A 26,515-nucleotide genomic window follows, 5' to 3' on the forward strand; every position below is an offset into this window, starting at 1 on the left:
CCAAATCTCTGTACGCAGTACGATGTACAATGTACGGAGTAAGTTTCCGCAAGGTGGGAGAGCGCATGCAGATCACCGGTTCGGCCATCTCGCTCAACGTCGAGGACGTGACGACGTCGGCCGAGTTCGTCAAGCAGCACTTCGGGTTCCGGGAGGAGATGTCGGCCGACGGGTTCGTCTCGCTGGCCCGGGACGGGGTCGGCTTCAACCTGATCTTCCTGCGTACGGGCCTGGCCAGCCTCCAGCCCCCGAGCCTGAAGGATCAGCGGGCCGAGGGCCTGCTCGTCGTCTTCGTGGTGGACGACATCGACACCGAGTACGCCCGCCTCCAGGCCGCCGGTGTGCCGATCGTCACCGAGTTGCAGACCGAGCCCTGGGGGGAGCGGTTCTTCCAGGTCACCGACCCCAACGGGGTGATCCTGCAGGTGGTCCAGTGGCTGCACGGCACCGAGCAGGCCGACTGATCCACTGCGCATGCGCCGGGTCTGGCGGGGTAACTCCCGTCGGGCCCGGAGGCCGCGTCCGGCACCTGCCCGCCGGCGAACGGGTGGCCGCGATGTTTCCGCTCGGGGCGGATCCAGTACGCTCGTACTGCTTGAGCATGTGTCCCCTGAGAGGAGCGCCGGCCGATGGCGAAGATCAAGGTAAACAACCCGGTCGTGGAGCTCGACGGCGACGAGATGACCCGGATCATCTGGAAGCAGATCCGCGAACAGCTGATCCTGCCCTACCTCGACGTCGACCTGCACTACTACGACCTGTCGATCCAGCACCGTGACGCCACCGACGACCAGGTGACCGTCGACGCCGCGAACGCCATCAAGGAGCACGGCGTCGGCGTCAAGTGCGCCACGATCACCCCGGACGAGGCCCGGGTGGAGGAGTTCGGGCTGAAGAAGATGTGGCGGTCGCCGAACGGCACCATCCGCAACATCCTCGGCGGCGTCGTCTTCCGCGAGCCGATCATCATGTCCAACGTGCCGCGGCTCGTCCCGGGCTGGACCAAGCCGATCATCATCGGCCGGCACGCCCACGGCGACCAGTACCGCGCCACCGACTTCGTGGTCCCCGGCCCGGGTACGGTCACCATCACCTACACCCCGGCCGACGGGTCGGACCCGGTCGAGATGGAGATCGCCAACTTCCCGGGCGGCGGTATCGCCATGGGCATGTACAACTACGACGACTCGATCCGGGACTTCGCGCGGGCCTCGTTCCGCTACGGCCTGGACCGCGGCTACCCGGTCTACATGTCCACCAAGAACACGATCCTCAAGGCGTACGACGGCCGGTTCAAGGACATCTTCGCCGAGGTGTTCGAGAACGAGTTCAAGGCGGAGTTCGACGCCGCCGGCCTCACCTACGAGCACCGGCTCATCGACGACATGGTCGCCGCCGCGCTCAAGTGGGAGGGCGGCTACGTCTGGGCGTGCAAGAACTACGACGGTGACGTGCAGTCGGACACCGTCGCGCAGGGCTTCGGCTCGCTCGGTCTGATGACCTCCGTGCTGCTCTCGCCCGACGGCCGCACCGTCGAGGCCGAGGCCGCGCACGGCACCGTCACCCGGCACTACCGGCAGTGGCAGAAGGGCGAGAAGACCTCCACCAACCCGATCGCCTCGATCTACGCCTGGACCCGGGGCCTGGCCCACCGGGGCAAGCTGGACGGCACCCCGGCGGTCACCGAGTTCGCCAACACCCTGGAGGAGGTCATCGTCTCCACGGTCGAGAGCGGGCAGATGACCAAGGACCTCGCGCTGCTCATCTCGCGGGACGCCCCGTGGCAGACCACCGACGAGTTCATGAACACGCTCGACGAGAACCTGGCCCGCCGCCTGGCCGCCTGAGTTCCGTCCGTATCCGCGAGCCCGCCGGCCGACCGCCGGTGGGCTCGCGGCTCTCTGCGGCGGGCTCGCCGACGGTCGCCGGTGGCGGGCTAGCGGGCTCCGGCGGCGCGGCGCGGGCGGACACGCCGTGCGGCGTCACCCGCTCCGGCGCGCCTCGTTGACCAGGGTGGACGAGATGCCAGTCCCGTCCTGGAAGGTTGACCGTCGCCGCCGCGCGGCACGCGTGCCCAGCAGCCAGCCTTCCTCGGCTGTCACCGACAGCCAGCCGTCCCTTCCCCGCGGGGGGCCCTGTCCCGGGCCCCCCGCGCCCTGCTCTCCGCCCCGACGCGTCACCGCAGCAGGTCCCGCGCACGTCGCGGTCGACTCAGACGGCGCGGAGCCGGGCGGCGGCCTGCTCGGGGGCGATGTCGTTGCTGAACACGCCCATCGCGGACTCCGTACCGGCCAGGTACTTCAACTTGTCCGCGGCCCGCTTCACGCTGAACAGTTGCAGATGCAGGTGACCCAGCTCGCGGTCCACGCGTACCGGCGCCTGGTGCCAGGCGGCGATGTACGGCATCGGCGCGTCGAACAGGCCGTCGAAGCGGCGCAGCAGGTCCAGGTAGAGCGGGCCGAAGGCGTCCCGCTCGGCCTCATCCAACGCCGGGATGTCGGGCACCGGCCGGTGCGGGGCGAGGTGCACCTCGAACGGCCAGCGGGCAGCGGCCGGGACGTACGCCGTCCAGTGGTCGTTGGCGGCGACCACCCGCTCGCCGGCCGCACGTTCGGCGGCGAGCACGTCGGCGTAGAGGTTCCGGCCTCCGGTGCGCTCCGCGTGCCGGCGGGCCGCGCCCAACAGCGACCGGGTACGCGGCGTGACGAACGGGAACGCGTAGATCTGCCCGTGCGGGTGGTGCAGGGTCACGCCGATCTCCACCCCCCGGTTCTCGAAGCAGAACACCTGCTCCACTCCGGGCAACTCGCCCAGCGCGGCGGTCCGGTCGGCCAGCGCGTCGAGCACGGTACGGACCCGGCGCGGCGGTAGGCCGGCGAAGGAGCCATGGTGGTCGTCGGTGAAACAGACCACCTCGCAGCGCCCCTGCCCGGGCCGGACCGCCGTGAACGGCGTCATCTCGGTGGGCTCGTCGACCACGTTGCCGCTCAGGGCCGGGAAGCGGTTCTCGAAGACCGCCACGTCGTAGTCGGGCGCCGGGATCTCGCTGGACCACTCGTCGGTCGAGGGACAGAGCGGGCACTGGTCGGCCGACGGCAGGAAGATGCGCGTCTGCCGGTGCACCGCCAGCGCCACCCACTCGTCGGTGAGCGGGTCGTAGCGGAGCTGGGAGGCGGGTGGGGGAGGGGGCAGGTCGCGCCGGTCCGGATGGTCCCGGACGCCGTCGTCCCGTTCGTCGAAGTAGATCAGTTCTCGGCCGTCGGCCAGCTTGATCGCGGTACGCCTCATCGCGGCCCTCCTGGTCCGGTCGCCGGCACCACGAGCAGCTCACCGACCCGGTCGGCGAGCAGCCGGCGGGCCTCCGGAGCCAGCCGGTCGTCGGTGACCAGCACGTGCGCGTCCGACAACGGGGCGATGGCGGAGAGGCCGACCGTGCCCCACTTGGTGTGGTCGGCGAGCACCACGAGCCGATCGGCGGCGGCCACCAGGGCGCGGTTGGTCTCCGCCTCCATCAGGTTCGGCGTGGTGAAACCGGCCCGGTCGGTGACCCCGTGGACGCCGAGGAAGAGCAGGTCCAGGTGCAGGGACCGGACGGCCGCCACGGCCAGCGGTCCGACCAGCGCGTCCGACGGCGTCCGCACGCCGCCGGTGAGCACCACCGTCTGGTCGTCCCGGCCCTGGTCGTGCAGGATGTCGGCGACCGGCAGCGAGTTGGTCACCACGGTCAAGGACGGCACGTCGACCAGTCGTCGGGCCAACTCGGCGGTGGTGGTGCCGGCGGAGAGCGCGATCGCCGCGCCGGGGTGCACGAGTCGTGCCGCGCGGGCCGCGATGGCGGCCTTCTCGACCTGTTGGCGCACCGACTTGGCCTGGAAGCCGGGCTCGTCGGTGGAGCCGGCGACGGTGGCCCCGCCGTGTACCTTGGCCAGCAGGCCGCGCTCGTGCAGCAGGTCCAGGTCGCGCCGGATGGTCATGTCGGAGACACCGAACTCGACGGCCAGCTCACCGACGCGTACCCCGCCGGTCGCCCGGACCCGGTCCAGGATCGCCGCCTGGCGTTGTTGGGCGAGCATCGGCACCCTCCGCGCCCCACGTCAACGAACATCTTCGAACATGGGCAAACATAGCGCGGGTCGGCAACCTCCCGGAAGGGACGATCCCCGGGTCAGAGCGCGGGACGCGGCGGCTCGACCCAGCCAGTCTCGGTGAGCTGGTGCAGGACCGCGTGCACGGCGTTCTCCACCGCGAGATCCGTGGTGTCGAGCACCAGATCGGCGTCGGTCGGTTCCTCGTACGGGTCGTCGATGCCGGTCATGCCGGTGAGCAGACCTGCCCGCGCCCGCGCGTACAGGCCCTTGCGGTCGCGCTGCTCGCACACCTCCAACGGCGTGGCCACGTGCACCAGGACGAAACCGGCGCCCGCCGCCGTGGCCATCTCCCGGGCGGTCGCCCGGGCCTGGGCGTACGGGGCGATCGGGCAGCAGATGGCGATGCCCCGGTGCCGGGCGATCTCGGCGGCCACCCAGCCGATCCGGCGCACGTTGGTGTCCCGGTCGGCCCTGCTGAAGCCCAGCCCGGCGGTCAGCTCGCGGCGCACCACGTCGCCGTCGAGCAGCGTCACCGTACGCTCGCCCTGCTCGCGCAGCGTGTCGGCGAGCCCCCGGGCGACCGTCGACTTGCCCGAACCGGAGAGCCCGGTGAGGAAGACCACCAGCCCACGGTGCCGCCGGGGTGGCCGGGCCCGCGTCAACTCCTTCGCCACCGCGGGCGGGGTGTGCCACTCGGGCAACGGGAAACCCCGGTCCAGCAGATCGTCGACCTCGGACTGGGTCAGCGCCAACCGGCGGTTGCGCGGCGGGATGTCCTCGCGCCAGCGCCACTGGCCGTCGCGGTTGTCGTACGCGAGCTCCCGGGGCACCAGCACCCGCAGCCCGGCACCGGAGAGCATCTCACCGGTGGAGAGCAGGTGGGTGACGCCGTACGCGGCGGACACCCGGGCCCGCAGCAGGGCGTCGCTGATCTCGTCCCGCCGCCGGGAGAACGGCACCGCGACCAGGGTGGCCGGCGGCATCCGGTCGCGGGCGGCGAAGACGCCGCGCACCAGAGCCTCCGGCGGCATGCCCCCGGTGCCCTCCTCGCCCACCGGAATCATGATCAACAGGTGGGCGCTGAGTGTCCGGACGGCGTGCGCGATCTGGGCCAGTTGCGGGCGGTGCAGCGGCCGGTCGGCGACCACACCGAGCACCCGGCCGGGCGGCAGCATGGCCCGGATCTCCTCGGGCGGGCGGCGCAGCCGCTGGAACGGGCCCTGCCCGCCGTCGCCGAGCCGGCGGACCGTGCCGCCGACGCCGGCCACGCCGTCACGGACCTGCCAGGCGTCGGCCACCTCCAGCGCCGCCACCGGCGCTCCCTCACCGTCGGCGAGCACCAGCGTGCGGCGCTCCGGATCGTGCAGGTCGAGCCCCTGGACCAGCGTCGTGGGCACCTGGAGGGTCACCGCGACCGGCCACGGTGCGCCGTCGACGAGCCGACCACGGCGGCTGACGGAGACCAGGTCGGCCCGGGTCATGAAGCCGGTCAGCGGCGCGTACGCACCAGTGAGCAACAACTCCAGATCCGCGAGCTCGCCGGGACGCGGCGTGTACGTCGGCGCGTCCCGCAGCACCTCGTCGGGCAGCACCCACCCGTTGCTCATCAGACCCCCAACTCCGGCGACCGGCACACAGTTTCGCAGCCGGTCGCCGATCGGTCGAGAGCGCCACTCCTCCCACGGCCCCACCGGCCCCGGCGGCCGTCCGAGGGTCAGGTGGCGCCGACCGCGCCGGGCCCGGTCGCGCCGGGACGGCGGCCGAACGTCCGCTGCACCCGTCGCCACAGGCCGACCTTCTCCGGCGGTGGCGGGGGAGTCGTGCTCGGGCGCTTGTCCACCACCACCGGGCCGTCGGCCCCGACCGACAACGCCAGCGGCACCTTCGCGTCCTTGGTCCAGCCGAAGCTGGACACCCGGGCCTTCAGTGCCCAGTCACCCGGGTCCGGACCGCCGTCGAGCGTGTCGACGTCGACCGTCGCCGTGCCCCGGTAGACCACGCGCAGGCCACCTGCGGGAACGGTGACGCGCTTCACCTCGAAGCTCACCGGCAGGAAGGACTCCGTGCCGTCCCGGGCGCTCCGGGCGAGGACGTCCAGCCGGCCGTGCCGCAGCTCCTCGGTGCAGTCGCGCAGGTCGGTGGGGATCTCCTCGACCGGTACGACGAGCAGGTCCCGCCCGTCGACGTGGGTGAACGTGATCGGCCCGTCGCCGGTCCGTAGCTGACCGGTCAGGGTGACGACGAGCGTCGAGCCGGTCAGTTCGTACCCGGTCAGGCGGACGACGGCGCGGACGCCCGCCTCCCACTCGGCCAGGCGGTGCAGGTCCTCGACGCGGCCCTCGGCGGCGAGCGCGGTGACGGTCCGTTGCAGCGCTGGCAGCGCGGCGGCGACCCCCGGCGCGAACCGTTCCCGGATCGTCCTGCCGACCTCGTCGACGACCTGGTCGGCCCAGTCCCGTGGCGCGTCCCGCAGCCGCTTGCCGCGCAGCCGGGCGAGCATCTCGTTGCGTAGCCACCGCCGGTGCAGTCGGTCGCGCTGCGGACCCGGCGGCACGTGCGCGTCGACGATGTCCAGCACGGCGCGCAGACTGTCGAAGTACTCGGCCGGATCGAGTCGGCTGGCGGTCAGGTTGCCGCCGTCGGTCCGTTTGGCGTGGTGGTAGCAGGTGTAGCCGGAGAGCACGCTGACGCGGCGGGCGAGCAGGTACGCCCGGGTCACCAGATGGTGGTCCTCCAGACGTCTCCGGTCCTCCGGGAACCGCAGGTCGTGCTCCAGCAGGAAGGCCCGCCGGAACATCTTGTGGCAGGTCATGCTGTCGATGAGCGGGGCGTCGTGGAGCGTGGCGTCGGGGCGGTCGACGCGGAACAGCTCCCGGGGCACGGTCCGACCGTGACCGACCATCCTGCCGATCGCGATGTCCGCGTCGTGCCGCACCGCGTACGCGTGGAGCCGCTCCAGGGCCTCGTCGGCGAGCCAGTCGTCGTCGTCGACGAACTGGACGTACTCCCCGCGGGCCCGGGCGATACCGAGGTTGCGCGGACGCGACGGCCAACCGGCGTTCTCGGTGTGCAGCACCTGGATGTGCGGGTGCGCGGCGGCCAGCTTGTCCAGCAGGGCCCCGGTGTCGTCGGTCGAACCGTCGTCGATGAAGATCACCTCGAACTCCGCCGCCGGCATGGACTGCCGCAGCAGGGAGTCGACGAGCGTCTGGATGGTCCCGGCCGCGTTGTACGCCGGCACCACCACACTCACCTTGGGCCCGCCAGCCGTCATCGTCCTCCTGCCCGCCACTTCCGCCGGTTGTCGTGTCGCATGCTCCATGGTGTACCAAATGCCGCGATCACTGAGTGTGCGGGGTCGAATCCTCCTCTTCCGGCCCGGCGTACGCAACCGACTCCGGCGTGCCGGTGGTGGCGGGGATGCCGGCCCAGGTCCGGGACGCCTCACCCTAGGGGGCGGCCACCCGGGGAGGATCAGGGGAAACAGGGGCCCTCACCGGGGTCCGGAACATTGCCGACCCTCTCTAGGCTGTCGACGTGACACTGATCGCAACCGAGTCGTTGACGAAGGTCTACGGCGGCGGGGTCACCGCACTGTCCGAGCTGACGGTAGCGGTGGAGCCAGGAATAGTCGGGCTGGTCGGCGCCAACGGCGCCGGCAAGTCGACGCTGATCAAGCTCCTGCTCGGCCTGCTCGCCCCGACCAGTGGCCAGGTACGCGTACTCGGCCTCGACCCCACCACCGATCCCACGGCGGTACGCGCCCGGGTCGGCTACATGCCGGAGCACGACTGCCTGCCACCCGACCTGTCCGGCGCCGAACTGGTCACCCACCTCGGGCGGATCAGCGGCCTGCCGAAGACGGTCGCGCGGGAACGTGCCTCCGAGGCGCTGCGCCACGTCGGGCTGCACGAGGAGCGACACCGCCCGGTCGGCGGCTACTCCACCGGCATGAAGCAGCGGGTCAAGCTGGCCCAGGCGCTGGTGCACGACCCCGACCTGCTGCTTCTCGACGAGCCCACCAACGGTCTCGACCCGGCCGGCCGGGACGCGATGCTGGCCCTGGTGCACCGGATCGGCACCGAGTTCGGCATCTCCGTGCTGGTCTGCTCCCACCTGCTCGGCGAGGTCGAGCGGATCTGCGACACGCTGGTCGCGATCGACGGCGGGCGGCTGCTGCGCGCCGACCACATCGCCGCGATGACCACGGCCCTCGACGTGCTCGCCGTCGAGGTCAGCGAGGGCACCGACGAACTGGCGGCCCGGCTGACCGCGCTCGACCTGCCGGTGAACCGGGAGGGGCAACTGCTCCTGGTCCCGCTCGCCGACGACGGCACCTACGACCTGATCCTCGGTGCGGTGGCCGAGCTGGACCTGCCGCTGCACCGGTTGGACCAGCGCCGACACCGGGTCTCCGAACTCTTCTCCCGGAGGGAGAGCACCCATGCCTGAGCCGACCGGCGTCATCCACGACATCGGCTACCAGCGGTACACCGGTCCCCGGCTCGGCCGCCGGTACGTCTTCGGATCGCTCTACCTGCACGGCGTACGCACCGCCTTCGGTCTGGGGCGCAGCGCCAAGGCGAAGATCTTCCCCTGGCTGGTGGTCGGCATCGTGCTCATGGTGGCCGTCGCCGCCACCGCGATCCGCGCCCAGTTCGGCGAGGTCGTGATGACGTACGCGCAGTTCGCCGACAACATGAGCTGGCTGGTCCTGTTCTTCGTCGCGGTGGCCGCGCCCGAGCTGGTCTCGCGGGACCTGCGCAGCGGTGTGCTGCCGCTGTACTTCTCCCGGCCGCTGCCCCGCGCCGACTACCCGCTGGCCAAGCTGCTCGCCCTGGTCACCTCGCTCTGGCTGCTGCTCGGTGCGCCGCAGCTGTTCATGTTCCTCGGCGGCGCGTTCACGCTGGACGGTCCCGGAGCGGTCTGGGACGAGTTCGTGGACCTGACCGGCGGGCTGCTCTACGCCGGGCTCTGGGCGGCGGTCTTCGCCTCGATCGGCCTGCTGGTCGCCTCGCTGACCGGCAAGCGGGCCTTCGCCGCCGGTGGCATCGTCGCGGTCTTCCTGATGACCACGCCGATCGTCGGCACCATGTCGATCCTGCCCTCACAGGCGGCCAACCAGCTCTCCGGTCTCGCCTCGCCGTCCACCCTGGTGCAGGGCGTCGGCGTCTGGACACTGCGCGACCTGCTGATCACCGACCAGGACGCCTTCGTGCCCGACCTCGGCCCGTTCGGCCCGCTGTACGCCGTGGCCGCCGTCGCGCTCGTGGCCGGCTGCGTCGCCCTGCTGCTGGCCCGCTACCGGAAGGTGGCCGCACGATGACCACGACCTCCTCCGCCGCCGCGCCGACGGCCACCACCACCAGCAGCCTCGACCTGGCCGGGGTCTCCCGCTGGTACGGCAACGTGGTCGCGGTCAACGACGTCAGCATGTCCCTCGGCCCCGGGGTGACCGGTCTGCTCGGACCGAACGGGGCCGGCAAGACCACGCTGCTGCACATGATGGCCGGATTCCTCGCCCCGTCGCGGGGCGCGGTCACCCTCGACGGGCGGCCCACCTGGCGCAACCCCGAGGTGTACCGCCGGCTCGGGCTGGTCAGCGAGCGGGAGGCGGTGCACTCGTTCCTCACCGCGTACGAGTTCGTGCTCGCCACCGCCAGGATGCACAAGCTGCCCGACCCGAAGGAGGCAGCCCGCCGGGCGATCGCCCTCGTCGAGTTGGAGAGCGCGCAGGACCGCCGGATCGGCACGTACTCCAAGGGCATGCGGCAGCGGGCCCGGGTGGCGGCGGCGCTGGTGCACGAACCGCAGGTGCTGCTGCTCGACGAGCCGTTCAACGGCATGGACCCGCGCCAGCGGCTGCACATGATGGAGCTGCTGCACTCGCTCGGCGACGCGGGTCGCACCATCCTGTTCAGCTCGCACATTCTGGAGGAGGTCGAGCAGGTCTCCGGCACCGTGCAGGTGATGGTCGCCGGCCGGCTCGCCGCCTCCGGTGACTTCCGCACCATCCGCCGACTGATGACCAACCGGCCGCACGTCTTCGCGATCCGCTCCACCGACGACCGGGCGCTGGCCGTCGCGCTGATGGCCGAACCCTCGGTCAGCGGCGTCGAGCTGGGCCGCAACGGGCTGACCGTACGGGCCGGCGACTACGGCTCGTTCACCCGGGCGCTGCCGAAGGTGGCGCTGGCCCGGGGCGTACGCGTCAGCCAGCTCGTGCCCGAGGACGAATCCCTGGAGAGCGTCTTCTCCTACCTGGTGGAGGCCTGATGTCCACTGTCTCCTGGATCACCGCGCGCGGGCTGTTCGGTCGCCGCCGGTTCCTGTTGCTGCTGCCGTTGCCCATCCTGCTGGTGGTGCTGGCCGTACTCTCCCGTGGTCTGGGGGTGAAGCCCACCGACTGGGGACCGCCGGTCCTGGTCGGCCTCGGCCTGGCCGTGGTGCTGCCGGTGATCGCGCTCATCGTCGGCACCGGCGTGCTCGGTGCCGAGATCGACGACGGCACGGTGGTGCACGTGCTCACCACGCCACTGCCGCGCTGGCAGATCGTCCTGCCCAAGCTGGCGGTGGCGGCCGGTGCCACCGCCGTCACCGTGGCGGTGCCGCTCTTCGTCGCCGGTCTGCTGGCCGACTCGGTCCGCCTCGGTCTGGCGCTCGCCGTCGCCGCGACGGCCGGTGCGCTGGCCTACTCGGCCCTGTTCGTGGCGAGCAGCCTGCTCACCCGGCGGCCGGTGCTGCTCGGCCTGGTCTACGTGCTGATCTGGGAAGGGCTGCTCAGCAACGTGGTGACCGGTACCCGGGTGCTGTCCATCCAGCACTACGTGATCGCCGTCGCCGACAGGCTGGCCCCGACCGAGCTGCTCAACACGACGGTCTCCGTGCCGGTGGCGGCGGTGATGATGGTACTGGTCAGCGTCGGCTTCACACTGCTCGCCATCGACCGCCTACGGTCCTTCTCGGTGGCCGGCGAAACCAGCTGAGGGATGCAAGGAAGGGCACCTTGTTAACGCCTCCGGTATAGGAAGGGCCCCCTGTTAACGGTTCCGACGGGCTCGTGCCGGCCGGTTGTTAGCAGGGGGCCCTTCCTATGCACCAGGCGTTAACAAGGTGCCCTTCCTTTCACCCAAGCGCTAGAAGGCGCAGGCGATGACGAGTTCGGTGGTGCGGTCCGGCAGCAGGTCGAGTTTGCCGATCCGGCCCGCCGCCCGCAGGTCGTCGGCGACCTCGGTGAGCTGGTCGAGCAGGGCCGCCGGACCGAGCGCCTCGGCCAGCGGCACCTCCGCCCTCATCGACAGCTTCCGCTCCGACTTGGCCCGCCGGACCTGCCCCAACGCGTCGGAGGCCAACCGCAGCAGCGCGGGATCACCCTCGCCCTGGACGGCCCGGTTCACCTCGTACGTGGTGGGCCACGGCGACCGGTGCACCGACCCGTAGCGCCACCAGGACCACACCTCCTCCGTCGCGTACGGCAGCACCGGCGCGAAGAGCCGGAGCTGCACGGAAAGCGCGGTGGCCAGCGTTGCCCGGGCCGAGTCCGCCCCGGCACCGGTGCCGTAGGCGCGTTCCTTCACCAACTCGATGTAGTCGTCGCAGAACCGCCAGAAGAACGACTCGGCGGCCTGCAACGCGGCCGTGTGGTCGTACGCCTCGAACGCGGTGGTCGACGCCGCCACCACTGACGCCAGTTCGGCCAGCACCGCCCGGTCCAGCGGGGTGGTCGCCGGGGCGCGCAGGGCGTCGGCGGCACCGAGCCCGAGCGCGAACCGCGACGCGTTGAGCAGCTTGGTGGCGAGCCGCCGACCGACCTTGATCTGTGCCGGGTCGAACGCCAGGTCGGTGCCGGGCCGGCCGTTGGCCGACCAGTAGCGCACCGCGTCGGAGCCGTGCTGCTCCAGCAACGCCATCGGGGTCACCACGTTCCCCTTGGACTTGGACATCTTCTTGCGGTCCGGGTCGAGGATCCAGCCGGACAACTCGGCGGTGTGCCAGGGCAGCGTGCCGTGCTCCAGGTGGGCCCGGACCACGGTGGCGAAGAGCCAGGTCCGGATGATCTCCTGGCCCTGCGGGCGCAGGTCCATCGGGAAGATCTTCCGGAACAGTTCCGGGTCACGTTCCCAGCCGCCGGCGAGCTGCGGGGTCAGCGACGAGGTGGCCCAGGTGTCCAGCACGTCCGGATCGCCGACGAATCCGCCCGGCACGCCGCGCTGCGACTCGTCGTAACCCGGCGGGGCGTCCTCGGACGGGTCGATCGGCAGCGCGGAGTCCTCCGGCGTGAGAGGGTGGGACCAGTCCGGCTCGCCAACGTCGTCGAGCCGGTACCACACCGGCACCGGCACGCCGAAGAATCGCTGTCGGCTGACCAGCCAGTCGCCGGTCAGGCCGCTCACCCAGTGTTCGTAGCGGTGCCGCATGTGCTCCGGCACCCAGCGCATCTCCCGCCCCCGGGCCAGCAGCGCCTCGCGCAGGTCGGCGTCGCGGCCACCGTTGTGCAGATACCACTGCCGGGTCGAGACGATCTCCAGCGGCCGGTCGCCCCGCTCGTAGAACTTCACCGGATGCGTGATCGGTCGCACGTCGCCGACCAGGTCACCCGCGTCGACGAGCAACTCCACCAGACGACGCCGGGCCCCGTTCACGGTCTGCCCGGCCAGCTCCGCGTACGGGCCGCCGGGCACCCCGGACGGTGGCTCCGGCAGCAGCCGTCCGTCGCGGCCGATCACCACCCGGGTCTCCAGGTCCAGTTCCCGCCACCAGGTCACGTCGGTCAGGTCACCGAACGTGCAGACCATCGCGACGCCGGTGCCCTTGGCCGGGTCCGCCAGCGTGTGCGCGCGCACCGGCACCTCCACCCCGAAGACGGGGGTGCGCACCACCGTGCCGACCAGGTCGGCGTACCGCTCGTCGTCGGGGTGGCAGACCAGCGCGACGCAGGCCGGCAGCAGCTCCGGGCGGGTGGTGTCGATCAGCACCTCGCGCCCGTCCGGCCCGTGGAACCGCAGCCGGTGGTACGCGCCGGGGCGCTCCCGGTCCTCCAGTTCGGCCTGGGCCACGGCGGTGGCGAAACCGACGTCCCACAGCGTCGGCGCCTCCGCCTGGTACGCCTCGCCCCGGGCCAGGTTGCGCAGGAAGGCCCGCTGCGAGGTGGCCCGGGCCGCCGGACCGATCGTGGTGTACATCAGCGACCAGTCCACCGAGAGCCCCAGCCGCCGCCACAACGCCTCGAACACCTGCTCGTCGGAGACGGTCAGCCGCTCGCACAACTCGATGAAGTTGCGCCGGGAGATCGGGGTCGGGTCCTTGCGGGCGGCGTCGTCCACCGGCGCCTGCGGTGCCTGCCACTCCGGGTCGTACGGCAGGCTCGGGTCGCAGCGCACGCCGTGGACGTTCTGCACCCGTCGCTCGGTGGGCAGTCCGTTGTCGTCCCATCCGATCGGGTAGAAGACCGTCCGCCCCCGCATCCGCTGGAAGCGGGCGACCAGGTCGGTGTGGGTGTACGAGAAGACGTGCCCCATGTGCAGTTCGCCGGATACGGTCGGCGGCGGGGTGTCGATCGCGTACACGTCCGACCGCTCCTTCGTGCGGTCGAACGTGTACGTGCCCTCCTCCTGCCAGCGGCGCGACCAGGTCTCCTCGAGTCCGTCCAGGGTCGGACGCTCGGGGACGCCGGTGCGGGCCGTCCTCGCCGTATCAGTCATCCGTCGATCGTAGGCGGGGGACCAGGGGGGCGGTCACCGGAATTTCTACAGCAGCGAGTCGCGCCACTGGCGGTGCAGCGCGGCGTACCGGCCTCCCTCGGTGACCAGTCGGGCCGGGGGGCCGTCCTCGACGATCCGGCCGCCGTCGAGGACCAGCACCCGGTCGGCGGTCTCCACCGTGGAGAGCCGGTGCGCGATCACCACTGCGGTCCGGTCCCGCAGGATGGTGCCGAGCGCGTGCTGCACCAGACGTTCGGTCGGGACGTCCAGCGACGAGGTGGCCTCGTCCAGGATCAGCACCGCCGGATCGGCCAGGAAGGCCCGCGCGAACGCGACCAACTGCCGCTGCCCGGCGGAGAGCCGGCCGCCGCGCCGGTGCACCTCGGTGGCGTACCCGCCGGGCAGCGCGGCGATGAAGTCGTGCGCGCCGATCGCCCGCGCGGCGGCCTCGACGGCGGCGTCGTCGGCGTCCGGCCGACCGAACCGGATGTTCTCCGCGACCGTGCCACCGAACAGGTGGGTCTCCTGGGTGACCAGCACCATCGTCCGGCGCAACTCGGTGTCGGCCACCTGGCGCAGGTCCACGCCGTCGAGGCTGACCGTGCCGCCGGTCGGATCGTGGAACCGGGCCAGCAGCTTGGCGACGGTGGACTTGCCGGCGCCGGTCGGCCCGATCAGCGCCACCGTCTGCCCGGCGGGAATGTCGAGGTCCAGGCCGGTCAGGATCGCCCGCCCGGTGTGGTAGCCGAACGACACGTCCCGGAACTCCACCGCGCCCCGGGTCGGCCCGCGCGGCAGCGGCACCGGCTGCGCGGGCTCGGCGACCTCCGGACGCTCGTCGAGCACCCCGGCGAGCTTCTCCAACGCGGCCGTGGCCGACTGGAGCGAGTTGTAGAACTGGCTCAGCTCCTGCATCGGCTCGAAGAACCGGCGCAGGTAGAGCAGGAAGGCGGCGAGCACGCCCACGCCGGTCTCGCCACCCAGCACCCGCGCGCCGCCGTAGCAGAGCACCACCGCCACGGTGACGTTGCCGATCAGCTTGATCCCCGGGGAGTACGTCGCGATCAGGCGGAAGGCGTGCCGGCTGCTGTGCCGGTAGTCGTCGTTGACCGAGGCGAAGATCTGCTGGTTGCGCTCCTGCCGGCGGTACGCCTGCACCGCCCGGATGCCGCGCATCGACTCCACGAAGTGCACGATGACCAGCGCCATCGCCTCTCGGGTCCGGCGGTACGCAGCGGCCGAGGCGCGGGCGAACCAGCGGGACAACCAGAACAGCAGCGGGAAGGCGAGCAGGGTCACCGCCGCCAGCGGCAGGTCCAGCCAGAGCAGGATACCGGCCACCGACACGATCGTCAGAGCCGCCATCACCAGGCTCTCCACGCCTCCGTCGACCAACTCGGCGATCGAGTCGATGTCGCTGGTCAGGCGCGAGATCATCCGGCCCGAGGTGTACCGCTCGTGGAAGGCCACCGGCAGGCGCAGGAAGTGCGCGTACACCCGCTGGCGCAGGTCGAGCAGGACGGCCTGGCCGATCCGGGCGGAGAGGGCGAGGAAGGCGCGCCGGGCCGCGTACTCGATGCCGGCCGCGGCGGCGAAGGCCACCGCGACCGCGACCAGCGGACCGGGCCGGCCCTCGCGCAACGGGTCGATGGCCCGGTCGATGCCGAGCATCACCAGGTACGGCCCGGACATGGCGGCGGCGTTCTGGGTCAGCAGCAGCGCCACCGCGGCGCCCAGCCGGGCGCGGTGCGGGCGCAGCACGTCGGCCAGCAGCGCCCGGCTGCGGGCGCGCAACCGGGCCACCGCCTCCGGGCTGGTGTCCTCGGCGAGGCTGCGGTCGGCGTGCGGGTCGGGGGCGATGCCGCGCCAGTGCGTCGGGTCGGCGACCGTCGGGCGGGAGGTCGTCGGTGCGGCGATCGTCGGGCCGGACAGCGCGGGATCGGCGGCCGTCGGTGCGGGGGCGGCCGGTTCGGGTCCGGCGGCGCCGGTCATGAGCGCACCAGCGGTGAGCCGTCGGGTGCCGGGTCGGCGGACGCCCGGGGCGGCGGTGCGACCGGTTCGTCCGGCCCGGCCGGGGAGACCGGAGCAGCCGGTCCAGCCGGAGCGACCCGTTCGGGGCCGACCCGTTCGGTCGGTTCGGCCGAGAGCACCGCCCGGTACGCCGGCACCGTGGCCAGCAGTTCGGCGTGCGGACCGATCGCGGTGATCCGGCCCTGCTCCAGCAACGCGACCCGGTCGGCGAGGGCGATCGTGGACGGCCGGTGCACCACCAGGAGCGCGGTGGTGTCGCGCAGCACCCGCTTCAGCGCCGACTCGACAAGCGCCTCTGTGTGCACGTCGAGCGCGGAGAGCGGATCGTCGAGGACGAGCACGGCGGGCCGGACGAGCACCGCCCGGGCCAGCGCCAACCGCTGCCGCTGGCCGCCGGAGAGGGAGAGCCCCTGCTCACCGAGCCGGGTCCGCAGACCCCACGGCAGGTCGTACGCGAACTCGGCCTGGGCCAGTGTGAGTGCCGCCCGGACCTCGTCCTCCCCGGCGTCGGGCCGACCCAGGGTGAGGTTCTCCCAGACCGACATGGAGAAGAGCGTCGGCTCCTCGAAGGCCATCCCGACCAGCCCACGCAGCGAGGCCAGCCCCAGGTCCCGCAGGTCGTGCCCGTCCAGCGTGATCCGGCCGCCCGTCGCGTCGTGCAGTCGGGGCACCAGCGACAGCAGTGTGCTCTTGCCGCTGCCGGTGGCACCGACCACGGCGAGCGTCTCGCCCGGCTCCACGGTCAGGTCGATGCCGCGCAGCACGGCGGTGGTGCTGCCCGGGTAGCGGAACGTCACTGCCTCGAAGCGCAGCCGCCCGCGTACCGCCGGACCGGAGAGAGCCACCGCACCCGGCGCGTCGACGATGCCCGGTGCGGTGTCCAACACCTCCTGGATGCGGTCGGCGGCGGTGGCCGCCTCCTGCCCGTTGGCGATGATCCAACCCAGCGACTGCACCGGCCAGATCAGCATGAGCTGGAGGCTGACGAACGCGACGAGCTGACCGATGGTGAGCCGGCCGGTGGCGACGGCCGCCGCGCCCGCCACCAGCACCACGCCGAGCGTCAGGTTGGGCACCAGGTCGAGCAGGGCGGAGGTACGGGCGAGCAGCCGCCCCTTGCCCACCCCGGTGTCGTGCAACGCCCGGGTGCCACCCGCGAACCGGGCCGTCAACTGCGGTCCCCGCCCGTACGCCTTCATGGTCCGCAGCCCCTGCGCGGTCTCCTCGACCAGCGTGGCGACGTCGCCCTGCTGGTCCTGCATCCGTCGGGACGCGGTGTGGTAGTGCCGGCCGAAGCGGCGGGCGATCAGGAACAGCGGCACCGCGCTGGCCGCCACCAGCAACCCCAGGACCGGGTGCAGCCGGATCAGCAGCACCACGACGACCAGGTAGGTGACCAGGTTGAGGATGAGGAAGAACAGCCCGAAGGAGAGGAACCGGCGCAGCACGGACAGGTCGCTGGTGATCCGGGACAGCAGCTGACCGGACGGCCACCGGTCGTGGAAGCTGGCCGGTAGTCGTTGCAGATGGGCGTAGACGTCGGCGCGGATGGTCGCCTCCATCGCCACCGAGGACGACGACTGCACCCACCGTCGAATGAAGATCAGCACGGCTTCGGCCAGCCCGAGCGCCAGCGCGAGCGCGCCGAGCCTGAGCAGCCCTGGCAGATCCTGCGCGGCCACCGGACCGTCGACCACCCGTTGCGCCACCAGTGGCACGGCGATGCCCGCGCCGGTGGCGGCGAGCCCGGCCAGCATCAGCCAGGCGAACTCGGTGGCGTGTGGGCGCAGGTAGCGGCGCAGCCGCCACAGGTTCCGCAGCGGATGTCGTCCGACCTCGCCCCGGTCGGTCGGGCCGCCGTCGCTCCCCGCAGCCACTACCCGACGGTAGCGGCAAACGCCGGGTCACCGGTGTCGGTTTGTTGTCAGCTATGTTGCCCTGTCGGACGGTTGTCCACAGGGGAGCGTCCGGGGCTGCGGGCAGCCACTCCGGCTGTCCGGATGGGGCGATCGCGGTCATCGAGAACTACCGCCTGCAGTTCCGCCGCCCGGGCCCCCTTCCGCCAGCCGGCCGTCAGCACTGGCGCGGCTCGCGGCGAAGCGGGTCGGGCCCCGCGCCTCAACGGCCTCCCTCGTGCGCGAGCAGCCACTCCTTCACCGGCAGTCCCCAGCGGTATCCGCCCAGCGTCCCGTCGGTGCGCAGCACCCGGTGACACGGGACGAAGAGGGCAGCGGCATTACGGGCACAGGCCGCTGCGGCGGCGCGGATCGCGGCGGGGCGTCCGGCCAGTCCCGCGTACGCGGTGTAGGTGACCGGCTCACCCGGCTTCACCTCCCGCAGCACCTGCCAGGCGTGGGCCAGGAACACCCCGTCGGTGTACTGCTCGACCGGCACCGCGTCGATCGCGGTCAGGTCACCGTCGAGGTACCGGGTGACGGCGTCGGTGACCGGGCCGAGGTCCCGATGCTGCCGAAGGGTGCCCCGCAGGCGCGGATGGATCAGCGGCAGCAGGAGTGCCGGGTCGGCGGTGAAACCGGCGGACCGTACCGCGCCGTCCGGACCGGTGAGGATGGTGAGCGGACCGGCCGGAGTGTTCACGGTGGCGTAGTCGACGGTCGGGTCGGCCGGGCTCTGCGAGGTGGGGTTCACACTCTTCTCCAAGGTCGGGTTCATGCTGCTCTCCAGAGTCGGATCACCGCGTACGAGCGCCAGGGGCGCCATGCGGTGGCGTACGCGTCGAGGGCCGTCGGGTCGTCGGGCAGGCCGAGGGCGGCAGCTCCCCGGCGGACCGCCAGGTCGGTGGGAAGGAACGCGTCCGGGTCGCCGAGCGCGCGCATCGCCAGGTAGCCCGCCGTCCACGGGCCGATGCCCGACGTCGCGGTCAACCGCCGTGCGGTCTCCTGCCGGTCGCCGCCGGGTGCCAGGTCGAGTCCGCCGTCGACGACCGCCCGGGCCACCCGCCGGATCGTCTCGCGCCGGCCCACCGGCATCCGGAAACCCGCGTCGGGCACCCGCAGGATCTCCTCCGCCGTCGGGAACCCGCGCAGCCAGCCCTGCCGCTCCCGCAGGCGGTCGTCGTCGTAACCACTGTCACCTGCCCCCGGCCCGTCGCCTGCTTCGATCCTGTCTGCCTCGGCCTTGGTGCCGGCTTGGGCTCTGGTGCCTGGCTCGGGTCGGCCGCCCACGCCGCGCGTCCGCGTGCCGGGCGTGCCTGTGCTGAGGGTGCCCGTGTCGGGCGGGGCGTCGGAGATCGCGGCGAGCAGCCGGGTGAGCGTGGTGCGGGCCGAGGCGAGCGAGACCTGCTGGGTGGCGATCGCCCGGACGACCGTCTCGAAGCCGTCCACCGCGTGCGGGACACGGATGCCGGGCTCGGTAGCCACCGCGCCGGCCAGCGCCGGATCGGCACCCAGGGTCTGGTCGACCGCGACCGGGTCGGCGTCGAGGTCGAACAGGTGCCGGCACCGGGCCACCGCCGGGGCGAGATCCCGCAGATCGGTCAGTCGCAGCGTGGCCACGACGTACCCGTCCGCAGGGGTCAACACGGCCTCGCCGGGGCCGTGGGGCAGCCGCAACCCCCGGCGGTACGCCCCGTCGCGCACCTCGTCCACCCCGGGCAGCGTCCGTTGGGCCAGGAAGTCGAGCAGTGCGGCGGCGTGCAGCGGCGGACGGTACGCCAACCGCACGGTGACCGTCCCCGCACCGCCCGCGTCGGACCTGCGGACACTGCGCAACTGGGACGGGGGTACGCCGAAGACCTCGCGGACGGTGTCGTTGAACTGCCGGACGCTGCCGAAACCGGCGGCGAAGGCGATCTCGGCCAGGCCCAGTCCGGTGGTCTCGATCAGCGTTCGGGCGGTCTGGGCCCGTTGCGCCCGGGCCAGCGCCAGCGGCCCCGCGCCGAGTTCCGCCCGGAGCATCCGGTGCAGGTGCCGTTCGGTGTACCCGAGCCGGGACGCCAGCCCCGGCACGCCGTCGCGGTCCACCACGCCGTCGGCGATCAACCGCATCGCCCGGCCCACCACGTCGGCACGGACGTCCCACTCGGGCGAGCCGGGGGAGGCGTCCGGCCGGCACCGTCGGCAGGCACGCAGTCCGGCCCGCTGGGCCGCCGCCGAGGACGGGAAGAACCGGACGTTGCGCCGCTTCGGGGTCACCGCCGGACAGGACGGCCGGCAGTAGATCCCGGTCGAGGTCACGCCGGTGTAGAACCAGCCGTCGAACCGCTGGTCGCGGCTGTCGACAGCCCGGTAGCACCGCTCGAAGTCCAGATCCACGTCACCGATGATGCGCCTCCCGCCGACCTCCGGCTGGCGGAATTCGGACCCGGTGCAAGGAGGGGTCCCCTACTAACGCCTCGTGTATAGGAAGGGTCCCTTCCTTACATCCATACCCGCTGCGAGCTGCGGCGAGTGGCGGGATGGTGGGCACGGGTGCGACGTGGGCGCGGGGAAAGTGTCGGTTGTGGTCGGTAGCGTGCGGCCACCAACTCAAGAAGGGGCGCGGTGATGGCGAGCGTGGCGGGTCGGGCATCGGCGTCGAGGCAGGGACACCCCCCGCTGGACGAGGCTGTCGTCCAACGCTTCTACGAGCGGATGCGCGTCGTCGCCCCGGCGGCGGTCGGCGCCATCGAGCGGGACCGTGCCGACGACCCGGGGCGCGCCTTCGGCGACACCGCCTGCGGGCGCCTGCTGCGGTCGCTGGACCACGACGGCGTACGGGCCCTGGGCATGTGGGTGCACCACTGGTGCATGCGCTTCTACGACGACGACACCCGCGCCGCACTGCGACTGCTCCGGGAGATCGCCACCCGGTCGACGTTGGGCTGGACGGCCGACGAGGTGCACTGGATGCTCGGCGAGTCGCACGGTGCCGACCCGACCGCGGACGCCCGGTTCACGCTGCCGCTGGCCGCTGCGGCCGAGCTGGCCCCGGGTTCGCTGCGGGTCGACACGCTGGTGCCCCGGCAGGCGGGCCCGAGCCGGCGAAGCTGACCCACCGCTGACCGTGGTCGGCGGGTAACGGCGTAAGCTGGCTCGTCGTGAGTCTCACCATCGGCATCGTCGGCCTGCCCAACGTCGGCAAGAGCACCCTGTTCAACGCGCTGACCAAGAACGACGTGCTCGCCGCGAACTACCCGTTCGCGACGATCGAGCCAAACGTCGGCGTGGTCGGGCTGCCGGACGAGCGGCTGGTCAAGCTCGCCGAGATCTTCGACTCGCAGAAGGTGCTTCCCGCGCCGGTGTCGTTCGTCGACATCGCCGGCCTGGTCCGGGGCGCCTCCAAGGGACAGGGGCGGGGCAACGCCTTCCTCGCCAACATCCGCGACGCCTCGGCGATCTGCCAGGTGGTGCGGGCCTTCTCCGACCCGAACGTGGTGCACGTCGACGGCAAGGTCTCCCCGGCCGACGACATCGAGACGATCAACACCGAGCTGATCCTCGCCGACCTGCAGACCCTGGAGAAGGCGCTGCCCCGGTTGGAGAAGGAGGCCAAGCTCCGCAAGGACCGGGCCGCCGCGGTGACCGCCGCCAAGCAGGCCGTCGAGGTCCTGGACGGCGGCACCACCCTGTACGCGGGCGCGGCGGCAGCCAAGATCGAGCTGGAGCACCTGCGGGAGCTGCACCTGCTCACCACCAAGCCGTTCCTCTACGTCTTCAACGTCGACGAGGCCGAGCTCAACAACGCCGAGTTCCTCGACGAGTTGCGGGCGCTGGTCGCCCCGGCCGAGGCGGTCTTCATGGACGCCAAGATCGAGTCGGAGCTGGTGGACCTGCCCGAGGAGGAGGCCCGCGAGCTGCTGGAGTCGATCGGCCAGTCGGAGCCGGGGCTGGACCAGCTGGTCCGCGTCGGTTTCCGCACGCTCGGCCTCCAGACGTACCTCACCGCCGGCCCCAAGGAGGCACGGGCCTGGACGGTCGCGGTCGGCGCGACCGCGCCGGAGGCCGCCGGGGTGATCCACTCCGACTTCCAGCGCGGCTTCATCAAGGCCGAGGTGGTCTCCTACACCGATCTGGTCGCGGCCGGTTCGATGGCGGCGGCGAAGTCGGCGGGCAAGGTCCGCATCGAGGGCAAGGAGTACGTGATGCAGGACGGCGACGTGGTGGAGTTCCGCTTCAACGTCTGATCCTGGTCCAACGTCTGCCACCTAGGCTTCGCTCCATGGTGAAGCTGAGGGCGGTGGCTGTGCGTTGGCACTCGGACGACTTTCCCGGCTGGGTCGAGGCGTCCGTTCGCGACGCCCGAGGGCGTCACCATCGCATCGTCGCGGAGGTGCCCGTCCTCACGACGCTCACCGTGACGGCGCGATCGCGTTTCCCGATCGAGTTCTGGATCGAGGCTGGGGCGGGGAGTGTCGACGGCGGCGAGATGGTCGTGATGCTGCCGGACGGGATCGAGACCACCGAGGGCGAGCAGAGCCTGGTGATCGCCTTGGCCGACGACGACCAGGCCCGCTACCGCCATGACCGCGAATGGCTTGACTACGTGGTTCACGAACTCCCGGCCGGGGTGCTGTGGGGTGCCGATGGCGCGACGCCCGCCCAGTGCGCCGAGATGATGATCGGCTTGGACGATTTCGCTCGGACATGTGCCCGCCTCGGGCTGGATGACCACACCGATTTCCTTGAGGACTGCCGGTGGCATTTCGACCACTACCCGCACTACCTGGGTCGCCGCCGCCATTTCTCGGACTACGCGACGTACATCCGCGACCGACGCGGGCCGTTGCGAGTCTCGGTGCCGCCAGTTCCGAGCTGGATGCGGCGTCGCTGACCGGCCGCGCCGCCTGACGGTGCCCGGTCACGTAGCCCGATGGACTTCCACGTGATTGCCTGAGTTCGGCCCGGGTCGTGGCAGTGCAGCTGCTCTGGACCCGGCGTGTCGAACAGCCACACTGCCACGATCTTCCAACGTGGCGATCTGTCAGTCTGCTTCGCGATCGAGTTGTGACAGAGGGTGATTGTTCGGCCTAGGGTCGCGAGTATGCAACCCACCCCAGGCGCCCTTCCGGCACCCCCACCCGCGCACCCGGGACTGACCGCGCGACTCCACCAGTTGGCCGGGACGGACCAGCTGGTCGCCGACGCCGTGGCGTCACTCGATGCCGGTCAGCCCGCGCCGCTGAGTGTCGGGCTTCTCGACACCCCGGTCGGCAGCGACTACCTCCCGGTTGCCAACATGATCGTTCTCTCCGTCACGTACGCCGGTCCGGCGCTCGGCGCCATCGCCGACAAGCTGATCCTCTACCGGCTGGCCGCCCGCCTGCACGAGCTCGCCGTGGATGTGGGCGACCCGGTCGCGCTCCAGGCGTTCAACACGCGACAGGGGCACCTGTGGCGGTTGGCGAATCCGGCACCGGCTCCCGCACCTCCGGGGATCTGCCGCTTCTACCAGGGCACCAACCGGGAGAACTTCTATTCCGGGCCCGGCAGCATCTCGGCTGTGGGACTCGACCCGGGCAAGGCCGGTGGCGGTATCGGCTGCAAGCGGTGGGAGAAACACATCGTCGCTGCGGAGTACAAGGACCAGGGCTGGCACACCGTCACGCTCAGCTTCGAGGTGGCGCTCTCCTACGCGCGGCAGCACACCGAGTGGGCCATGGGAATGAAAGAACACGAGCCCGCCCTCCGGGACGTGGCGGAGTGCGGCGGCCTCGTCCTCAGCTTCGACGTGCCGGAGGCGAGCATCACCGGTAACGACCGGTGGCGCCAGGACAAGAGCGGTGACAGCAACAACTTTCAGACCCTGGAGGTGATCCCGCCGGGCCAGATCCAGGTGGTCGAGGAACTGGCCGTACCCGGACCGTTGACGAAGGTCGCGCCGCCGCCGATGGTCGCCCAGATCCCGGTGGCGCAGCGGCAGGCGACCGCCGCTCAGCAGACCGGCGCCAAGCGGCGCGTCTATCCGACGAACTTCTCCTGAGGCACCGGTGCGGCGGCGTGTCAGCCGGCGCGCAGCGCGTCGTCGAGGGCGGTCTCGCGCTCGCCCAGGTGCACCGGGTCACGGCCGGAGAGGACGTCCACCGCCGCCTTCAGACCCGCGCCGTACTCGCGGGTCGAGCTGATCCGCCAGGTCCGGTTGTTCAGCTCCCGCATCGTCTCGTCGCCCACACCGTTGGCGTCGACGCCGAGGTGACGGCAGACCGTGACGGCCCGGTCCAGGTGGAACGACTGGGTGACCACGGTCGCGCGCTCCACGCCGAAGACCCGCTTGGCGCGGGCGCAGGAGTCGTACGTGTCGAATCCGGCGTAGTCGAGCACCACCTTGTCAGCGGGTACGCCCCGGTCGACCAGCCAACGTTGCATCGCCTCGGGTTCGTTGTAGTCGTGGCGCATGTTGTCGCCGGAGACGAGGATCGCCCGCACCTTGCCGGTGGCGTACAACTCGCGGGCGATCTCCAGGCGGGCGCTGAGGAACGGCGACGGGGTGCCGTCCGGCTGGACCCGGGTGCCCAGCACCAGGGCGACGGGGGCCTCGGGCACCGCCTCGGCGGTGTACGTGTGCCCGTCGGCGCCGGAACGGATCCAACCGATGCTGGCCCAGGCTCCGGTCGTGACCAGCACCACGCCGGCCGTGCCGGCGAGCACCGCCCGGCGCAGCCAGCGGCCCCGGCCGTTCTCCCTGACCCGGCGCAGTCCGGCTGACACGGCGGTACGGATCGGCATGTGATCGATTATCCCAGCCCGTGGCGAGGCCACTCCCCGCGCCGGCACGTGGATGGCTGGTGCAGAGGGTGGCGTCGGTATAGGGATATGGACGCTGTCGAGCTGATGGCGCGAACGGATCATCGATCGGCCCACTCGGTGCGAGCCGCCGGCCTGGGTGATGCGCTGAACGGTTCAGCTCGACAGGGGCCGCAGGGGGCGAGCTTCCGGGCCCGACGTACCCGTCCGGACTGGTGGGTGGTGCGGGCACGAAGCGGCACGACGGCCGTCCCGTGCCCGCACCGGTCGTCAGCCGAGCCGGTAGACGGAGACGTGCGAGGTGCTGTCCGCCCCGAACGCCGAGCGGTCCCAGTCGGCGTACCGTTCGGCGAGGTGGAAGCCGGCCTGGGCCGCCATCTCGTCGATCTGCTCCGGCCACATGTACCGCATGGCGAACGGGTGCAGGTGTACTCCGGTGCCGTCGAAGGTGACGGTCTGCCGGAGGAACGTCTGCGCCGCACGGTCGTACCGGTGTACTCGGATGGCGACCGAGTCCTCGGTCACCTCCCAGGGCCGGACCTGCTCGTCCCGGTCGATGTCCGCCGGGTCGGGCACGTACGTCTCGATGACGAACGTCCCGCCCGGTTCCAGCACCCGCGCGACGTTGCGGAAGCAGTCCGCCTGCCGTTCCTCGCGGGTCAGGTTGAACAACGTGTTGAAGACCAGGAACACCAGTCGGTACGGCCCGGTGACCCCGGGTACGTCCGCCATGTCGCCGATGGCGACCGGGATGTCGGCGCCGCCCGGCTTGTCGCGCAGTTTCGCGACCATCTCGGGTGACCCCTCCACCCCCTCGACGGCGCAGCCGTGCGCGGCGAGCGGGAGGGCCACCCGGCCGGTGCCGATGGCGAGTTCCAGCGCCCGACCGTCACCGGCCAGGTCGGCGAGGAACGCCGCAGCCGGCATCGGGTCGGGCAGTCCACCGGGCAGGTCGTAGGTGTCGGCCCAGAACCGGCCGAAGTGCCCCGGGTCGTCGAAGACCGACATCAGCGGCCTCCGGTGCTGCTAGCGGCGCCGTGCGGCGCCTCGATCGTGGGAAACCACGTACTCACGAAGCCTCGTTTCGACGGAGTCGGTGACTGTGGGTCGCTGGACGTGCGTCGTGGCGTACCTCATGTCGGTCGCTCCCTTCGATCGGCTGAGGACCAGCCAAGCGGGCTCGATGGCGGCGGGCAACCCGTTTTCCGGCGCGTGGGTGCCGCGTCGGCCGTCGTCAGCTGATGTAGTGCAGGATCACGTTGTGCACGTGGTGGCTCTTCTGGTCGCCCCGGAACTCCACCTCGTAGGTGTGCGTGCCGACGTGGATGGCGATGGCGCCGGTGGAGAAGAACGAGCCGCCCCAGGACTTGTTGCTGACCACGCTCACGCTGGTGATCTTCGAGTACGGGATGCTGGTGATCGCGTACTTCTTGCCGACGAACGAACGGTCCTGGATGATCACGCGCCGGTCGGTCAGCCCGATGAACCCGGTGCCGGTGCCGACGGCGTCGTAGACGGCGATGATCTGTTCCCCGTCGAGCAGGCCACTCTGGATCTGCTGGAACTGCTCCTTGCGGTCGTACGTCGCGTTCGTCATGTACTCCACGGTAGGTGGCCGACGCCAACCAAGATCCGCCAGGTCAGTCCGTCGGACCGTCCCGGACGCGGCGTCAGCTCAGGCGGTCCTCGCCCGGCTCCGCCACCGCGCGGTAGGCGTCCTCGATCCGGGCGGCCAGCAGGACCTCACCCTCGGTGAGGGGCTCGTCGTGGTGCCCGACCCGGATCTGGGTGTGGTCGGCCCGCCGGCTGATCTCCGGTCGCAGGTGCAGCGCGTCAGCGACCACCTTGACCCGTTCGGTCAGGGCCGCGTGCTGCGTGTCGTCTATGACCAGAGTGCGCCGAATCTGGTCGCCCTCGCGCGTCCACCCGTTGAGTAGGGTGAGGGCGTCGCTCAGGTAGTCGTGCTTTGCTCGACCGCCGAACAGCGCACGCATCACCGCACCTCCCAGGCTTC

At 71.6% G+C, this 26,515-nt stretch carries 23 protein-coding genes; 10 read left to right on the top strand and 13 right to left on the bottom strand.

Features of this window, described 5'->3' with window-relative positions; translation table 11 throughout:
• Positions 1-65 precede the first annotated feature (65 nt).
• Both ABZ738_RS02875 and ABZ738_RS02880 read left to right on the top strand, forming a co-directional pair.
• Positions 66-464, top strand: a complete 399-nt coding sequence (locus ABZ738_RS02875) for a VOC family protein (protein WP_131053262.1) — start codon at positions 66-68, stop codon at positions 462-464.
• A 165-nt stretch (positions 465-629) separates the two neighbouring features.
• Complete coding sequence (locus ABZ738_RS02880; protein WP_131053261.1) at positions 630-1,847, top strand: NADP-dependent isocitrate dehydrogenase; 1,218 nt, start codon at positions 630-632, stop codon at positions 1,845-1,847.
• A 364-nt stretch (positions 1,848-2,211) separates the two neighbouring features.
• Here ABZ738_RS02880 and galT read toward each other — a convergent pair whose 3' ends face one another.
• The 4 genes from galT to ABZ738_RS02900 form a co-directional block, all read right to left on the bottom strand.
• Entirely contained in the window at positions 2,212-3,288 is a 1,077-nt protein-coding gene (gene galT / locus ABZ738_RS02885; RefSeq protein WP_357210543.1) for a galactose-1-phosphate uridylyltransferase, read from the bottom strand.
• Positions 3,285-4,073, bottom strand: a complete 789-nt coding sequence (locus tag ABZ738_RS02890; protein WP_131053881.1) for a DeoR/GlpR family DNA-binding transcription regulator — start codon at positions 4,071-4,073, stop codon at positions 3,285-3,287. Before ABZ738_RS02890 ends, galT begins: the two co-directional genes overlap by 4 nt.
• A gap of 92 nt (positions 4,074-4,165) precedes the next feature.
• Positions 4,166-5,695 (bottom strand): adenylyl-sulfate kinase, encoded by a 1,530-nt coding sequence (gene cysC / locus ABZ738_RS02895; protein WP_176095191.1) that lies wholly within the window; start codon positions 5,693-5,695, stop codon positions 4,166-4,168.
• A 107-nt stretch (positions 5,696-5,802) separates the two neighbouring features.
• The gene (locus ABZ738_RS02900; protein ID WP_357210548.1) at positions 5,803-7,362 is read right to left on the bottom strand and encodes a glycosyltransferase family 2 protein; all 1,560 of its coding nucleotides are present in this window, start codon (positions 7,360-7,362) and stop codon (positions 5,803-5,805) included.
• Between the two features lie 263 nt (positions 7,363-7,625).
• On the opposite strand from ABZ738_RS02900, the gene ABZ738_RS02905 reads away from it, so the two are divergent.
• From ABZ738_RS02905 to ABZ738_RS02920, 4 genes are read left to right on the top strand one after another with little or no spacing between them, the layout of a single operon-like run.
• Positions 7,626-8,540: an ABC transporter ATP-binding protein gene (locus ABZ738_RS02905; protein ID WP_357210551.1), complete on the top strand. Its 915-nt coding sequence runs from the start codon at positions 7,626-7,628 to the stop codon at positions 8,538-8,540.
• Positions 8,533-9,414, top strand: a complete 882-nt coding sequence (locus ABZ738_RS02910) for an ABC transporter permease subunit (protein WP_131053877.1) — start codon at positions 8,533-8,535, stop codon at positions 9,412-9,414. The genes ABZ738_RS02905 and ABZ738_RS02910 overlap by 8 nt, the downstream gene beginning before the upstream one ends.
• Positions 9,411-10,364 (top strand): ABC transporter ATP-binding protein, encoded by a 954-nt coding sequence (locus ABZ738_RS02915; protein WP_357210554.1) that lies wholly within the window; start codon positions 9,411-9,413, stop codon positions 10,362-10,364. The genes ABZ738_RS02910 and ABZ738_RS02915 overlap by 4 nt, the downstream gene beginning before the upstream one ends.
• Complete coding sequence (locus tag ABZ738_RS02920) at positions 10,364-11,074, top strand: ABC transporter permease subunit (RefSeq protein WP_131053875.1); 711 nt, start codon at positions 10,364-10,366, stop codon at positions 11,072-11,074. The genes ABZ738_RS02915 and ABZ738_RS02920 overlap by 1 nt, the downstream gene beginning before the upstream one ends.
• Before the next feature lie 150 nt (positions 11,075-11,224).
• On the opposite strand, the gene valS is transcribed toward ABZ738_RS02920, so the two are convergent.
• From valS to ABZ738_RS02945, 5 genes are all read right to left on the bottom strand, one after another.
• On the bottom strand, positions 11,225-13,789 hold the full coding sequence (valS, locus tag ABZ738_RS02925; RefSeq protein WP_131053874.1) for a valine--tRNA ligase: 2,565 nt from the start codon (positions 13,787-13,789) through the stop codon (positions 11,225-11,227).
• A 45-nt stretch (positions 13,790-13,834) separates the two neighbouring features.
• Positions 13,835-15,781 (bottom strand): ABC transporter ATP-binding protein, encoded by a 1,947-nt coding sequence (locus ABZ738_RS02930; RefSeq protein WP_357210558.1) that lies wholly within the window; start codon positions 15,779-15,781, stop codon positions 13,835-13,837.
• Positions 15,778-17,577 carry an ABC transporter transmembrane domain-containing protein gene (locus ABZ738_RS02935; RefSeq protein WP_357210923.1) on the bottom strand — a complete coding sequence of 600 codons (1,800 nt, stop codon included), beginning with the start codon at positions 17,575-17,577 and terminating at the stop codon, positions 15,778-15,780. Before ABZ738_RS02935 ends, ABZ738_RS02930 begins: the two co-directional genes overlap by 4 nt.
• A gap of 361 nt (positions 17,578-17,938) precedes the next feature.
• The gene (locus ABZ738_RS02940; RefSeq protein ID WP_176095186.1) at positions 17,939-18,493 is read right to left on the bottom strand and encodes a methylated-DNA--[protein]-cysteine S-methyltransferase; all 555 of its coding nucleotides are present in this window, start codon (positions 18,491-18,493) and stop codon (positions 17,939-17,941) included.
• A complete protein-coding gene (locus tag ABZ738_RS02945; RefSeq protein ID WP_131052722.1) occupies positions 18,490-20,094 on the bottom strand; it encodes an AlkA N-terminal domain-containing protein in 1,605 nt (534 codons plus the stop codon). Before ABZ738_RS02945 ends, ABZ738_RS02940 begins: the two co-directional genes overlap by 4 nt.
• Before the next feature lie 231 nt (positions 20,095-20,325).
• On the opposite strand from ABZ738_RS02945, the gene ABZ738_RS02950 reads away from it, so the two are divergent.
• The 4 genes from ABZ738_RS02950 (at position 20,326) to ABZ738_RS02965 (ending at position 23,740) form a co-directional block, all read left to right on the top strand.
• On the top strand, positions 20,326-20,811 hold the full coding sequence (locus ABZ738_RS02950) for a hypothetical protein (protein WP_176095184.1): 486 nt from the start codon (positions 20,326-20,328) through the stop codon (positions 20,809-20,811).
• 47 nt (positions 20,812-20,858) lie between these two features.
• Complete coding sequence (ychF, locus tag ABZ738_RS02955) at positions 20,859-21,944, top strand: redox-regulated ATPase YchF (RefSeq protein WP_131052720.1); 1,086 nt, start codon at positions 20,859-20,861, stop codon at positions 21,942-21,944.
• A 35-nt stretch (positions 21,945-21,979) separates the two neighbouring features.
• On the top strand, positions 21,980-22,591 hold the full coding sequence (locus ABZ738_RS02960) for a hypothetical protein (RefSeq protein WP_131052719.1): 612 nt from the start codon (positions 21,980-21,982) through the stop codon (positions 22,589-22,591).
• A gap of 210 nt (positions 22,592-22,801) precedes the next feature.
• Positions 22,802-23,740: a hypothetical protein gene (locus tag ABZ738_RS02965; RefSeq protein WP_131052718.1), complete on the top strand. Its 939-nt coding sequence runs from the start codon at positions 22,802-22,804 to the stop codon at positions 23,738-23,740.
• Between the two features lie 20 nt (positions 23,741-23,760).
• Here the strand turns inward: ABZ738_RS02965 and ABZ738_RS02970 are convergent, their stop codons facing one another.
• The 4 genes from ABZ738_RS02970 to ABZ738_RS02985 all read right to left on the bottom strand — a co-directional run bounded on the left by ABZ738_RS02970 (position 23,761) and on the right by ABZ738_RS02985 (position 26,495).
• The gene (locus ABZ738_RS02970) at positions 23,761-24,483 is read right to left on the bottom strand and encodes an ElyC/SanA/YdcF family protein (protein WP_131052717.1); all 723 of its coding nucleotides are present in this window, start codon (positions 24,481-24,483) and stop codon (positions 23,761-23,763) included.
• A gap of 288 nt (positions 24,484-24,771) precedes the next feature.
• Entirely contained in the window at positions 24,772-25,509 is a 738-nt protein-coding gene (locus tag ABZ738_RS02975) for a class I SAM-dependent methyltransferase (RefSeq protein ID WP_357210564.1), read from the bottom strand.
• Positions 25,510-25,735: 226 nt separating this feature from the next.
• On the bottom strand, positions 25,736-26,098 hold the full coding sequence (locus ABZ738_RS02980) for a PH domain-containing protein (protein WP_131052715.1): 363 nt from the start codon (positions 26,096-26,098) through the stop codon (positions 25,736-25,738).
• A 73-nt stretch (positions 26,099-26,171) separates the two neighbouring features.
• Positions 26,172-26,495, bottom strand: coding sequence for a 4a-hydroxytetrahydrobiopterin dehydratase (locus tag ABZ738_RS02985; RefSeq protein ID WP_176095181.1), 324 nt, complete (start codon positions 26,493-26,495; stop codon positions 26,172-26,174).
• Between the last annotated feature and the right edge of the window lie 20 nt (positions 26,496-26,515).

The sequence above is a fragment of the Micromonospora sp. NPDC047793 genome (assembly GCF_040642635.1).
In the GTDB taxonomy this organism is placed as follows: Bacteria; Actinomycetota; Actinomycetes; order Mycobacteriales; family Micromonosporaceae; genus Micromonospora.

What these genes read in the sequence shown, in the direction of transcription:
- ABZ738_RS02915 (WP_357210554.1), top strand. Translation starts at nt 9,411, where the DNA reads ATGACCACGACCTCCTCCGCCGCCGCGCCGACGGCCACCACCACCAGC.
- cysC (WP_176095191.1), bottom strand. Translation starts at nt 5,695, where the DNA reads ATGAGCAACGGGTGGGTGCTGCCCGACGAGGTGCTGCGGGACGCGCCG.
- ABZ738_RS02970 (WP_131052717.1), bottom strand. Translation starts at nt 24,483, where the DNA reads ATGCCGATCCGTACCGCCGTGTCAGCCGGACTGCGCCGGGTCAGGGAG.
- ABZ738_RS02910 (WP_131053877.1), top strand. Translation starts at nt 8,533, where the DNA reads ATGCCTGAGCCGACCGGCGTCATCCACGACATCGGCTACCAGCGGTAC.
- ABZ738_RS02880 (WP_131053261.1), top strand. Translation starts at nt 630, where the DNA reads ATGGCGAAGATCAAGGTAAACAACCCGGTCGTGGAGCTCGACGGCGAC.
- ABZ738_RS02960 (WP_131052719.1), top strand. Translation starts at nt 21,980, where the DNA reads ATGGTGAAGCTGAGGGCGGTGGCTGTGCGTTGGCACTCGGACGACTTT.
- galT (WP_357210543.1), bottom strand. Translation starts at nt 3,288, where the DNA reads ATGAGGCGTACCGCGATCAAGCTGGCCGACGGCCGAGAACTGATCTAC.
- valS (WP_131053874.1), bottom strand. Translation starts at nt 13,789, where the DNA reads ATGACTGATACGGCGAGGACGGCCCGCACCGGCGTCCCCGAGCGTCCG.
- ABZ738_RS02935 (WP_357210923.1), bottom strand. Translation starts at nt 17,577, where the DNA reads ATGCTGGCCGGGCTCGCCGCCACCGGCGCGGGCATCGCCGTGCCACTG.
- ABZ738_RS02875 (WP_131053262.1), top strand. Translation starts at nt 66, where the DNA reads ATGCAGATCACCGGTTCGGCCATCTCGCTCAACGTCGAGGACGTGACG.
- ABZ738_RS02980 (WP_131052715.1), bottom strand. Translation starts at nt 26,098, where the DNA reads ATGACGAACGCGACGTACGACCGCAAGGAGCAGTTCCAGCAGATCCAG.
- ABZ738_RS02890 (WP_131053881.1), bottom strand. Translation starts at nt 4,073, where the DNA reads ATGCTCGCCCAACAACGCCAGGCGGCGATCCTGGACCGGGTCCGGGCG.
- ABZ738_RS02930 (WP_357210558.1), bottom strand. Translation starts at nt 15,781, where the DNA reads ATGACCGGCGCCGCCGGACCCGAACCGGCCGCCCCCGCACCGACGGCC.
- ABZ738_RS02950 (WP_176095184.1), top strand. Translation starts at nt 20,326, where the DNA reads ATGGCGAGCGTGGCGGGTCGGGCATCGGCGTCGAGGCAGGGACACCCC.
- ABZ738_RS02975 (WP_357210564.1), bottom strand. Translation starts at nt 25,509, where the DNA reads ATGTCGGTCTTCGACGACCCGGGGCACTTCGGCCGGTTCTGGGCCGAC.
- ABZ738_RS02985 (WP_176095181.1), bottom strand. Translation starts at nt 26,495, where the DNA reads ATGCGTGCGCTGTTCGGCGGTCGAGCAAAGCACGACTACCTGAGCGAC.
- ABZ738_RS02940 (WP_176095186.1), bottom strand. Translation starts at nt 18,493, where the DNA reads ATGAACCCGACCTTGGAGAAGAGTGTGAACCCCACCTCGCAGAGCCCG.
- ABZ738_RS02965 (WP_131052718.1), top strand. Translation starts at nt 22,802, where the DNA reads ATGCAACCCACCCCAGGCGCCCTTCCGGCACCCCCACCCGCGCACCCG.
- ABZ738_RS02920 (WP_131053875.1), top strand. Translation starts at nt 10,364, where the DNA reads ATGTCCACTGTCTCCTGGATCACCGCGCGCGGGCTGTTCGGTCGCCGC.
- ABZ738_RS02900 (WP_357210548.1), bottom strand. Translation starts at nt 7,362, where the DNA reads ATGACGGCTGGCGGGCCCAAGGTGAGTGTGGTGGTGCCGGCGTACAAC.